The 1,349-nt window shown below is 49.7% G+C and carries 2 protein-coding genes; one reads left to right on the top strand and one right to left on the bottom strand.

What is annotated here, in order from left to right; all coding sequences use genetic code 11:
• The coding region (yidC, locus tag ACTHSP_RS20590; RefSeq protein ID WP_440346834.1) for a membrane protein insertase YidC at positions 1-561 on the top strand (561 nt) is incomplete at its 5' end.
• 95 nt (positions 562-656) lie between these two features.
• Here the strand turns inward: yidC and ACTHSP_RS20585 are convergent.
• On the bottom strand, positions 657-1,349 hold a 693-nt coding region (locus ACTHSP_RS20585; RefSeq protein ID WP_440346833.1), incomplete at its 5' end, for an SAM-dependent methyltransferase.

The following is a 1,349-nucleotide window of genomic DNA, read 5'->3' as shown; positions in this document are numbered from 1 at the left end:
GTTTTGACCATCATCGTCAAAGCCGTACTGTATCCATTGACCAACGCCTCTTACCGCTCTATGGCAAAAATGCGTGCCGCCGCACCTAAATTGCAAGCCATCAAAGAGAAATACGGCGATGACCGCATGGCACAACAACAAGCCATGATGCAGCTTTACAAAGACGAGAAAATCAATCCGCTGGGCGGCTGTCTACCTATGCTGTTGCAAATCCCCGTCTTCATCGGTCTGTACTGGGCATTGTTCGCCTCCGTAGAATTGCGCCAAGCACCTTGGTTGGGTTGGATTACCGACTTGAGTCGTCCGGATCCTTTCTACATCCTGCCTTTTATTATGGCGGCGACCATGTTTGCACAGACTTATCTGAATCCGCCGTCAACCGACCCTATGCAGGCGAAAATGATGAAAGTCATGCCTTTGATTTTCTCCATCATGTTCTTCTTCTTCCCTGCCGGTTTGGTTCTGTACTGGGTAGTCAACAACCTCTTGACCATCGCCCAACAATGGCACATCAACCGCAGCATCGAAAAACAACGCACCCAAGGCGAAGTCGTTTCTTGATAAAAGCTTAGGCAACACAAAGGCCGTCTGTTGTTCAGACGGCCTTTTTTTATTTCCTCAAACTAATATAGTTTGAAATTGAACCCAATCCAGTTTTACGCGGCATGCAACACAAAAATAGTCGGGCGTTTTTTCAAATTCGGCATTTCTTTTCTTTTTCGCCACTGCGCAATCGTCTGGCTTATGATTTCCTGTGTCGGCAAGGTCAAGTCCGTAGCCACGCACAAGCGCGTTTCAGGATGCAGGTTTTCCACCGCATCAGCCAACAACGCATCGTTGCGATACGGCGTTTCGATAAACAGCTGCGTTTCATTTTGCTGGCGTGAACGTTGCTCCAAAGCCTTCAAACTCTGAATGCGCTCATTTTTTTCAGACGGCAGATAACCCTTAAACGCAAAGTTCTGCCCATTCGCACCCGAAGCCATCAGTGCCAGCAACAAACTGGAAGGGCCGACCAAAGGCCGTACTTCAAAACCGTGTTTATGCGCCAATGCCACCAAATTCGCACCCGGATCGGCCACAGCCGGGCAACCTGCCTCGCTGACAATGCCCATACTGCGCCCTTCTTGCAAAGGTTTCAGCAATTCCGGTAAAGTCTTCAAATCCGTGTGTTCATTCAGCGTTTGCAGATTCAGCTCGCGGATAGGCGTAGTCACGCCCAAATGTTTCAAATGCGCGCGCGCTGTTTTTTCCGCTTCCACGACAAAATCAGTCAGCCCGACAATCGCCTGTTGTTCATGCGGCAACAGGCATGGCGTATCAGGCGCACCCAAAGGGGTAGGAATCAA

The organism is Neisseria sp. P0001.S005, from assembly GCF_051963715.1.
This window is presented reverse-complemented; position numbering and strand designations above follow the sequence as displayed.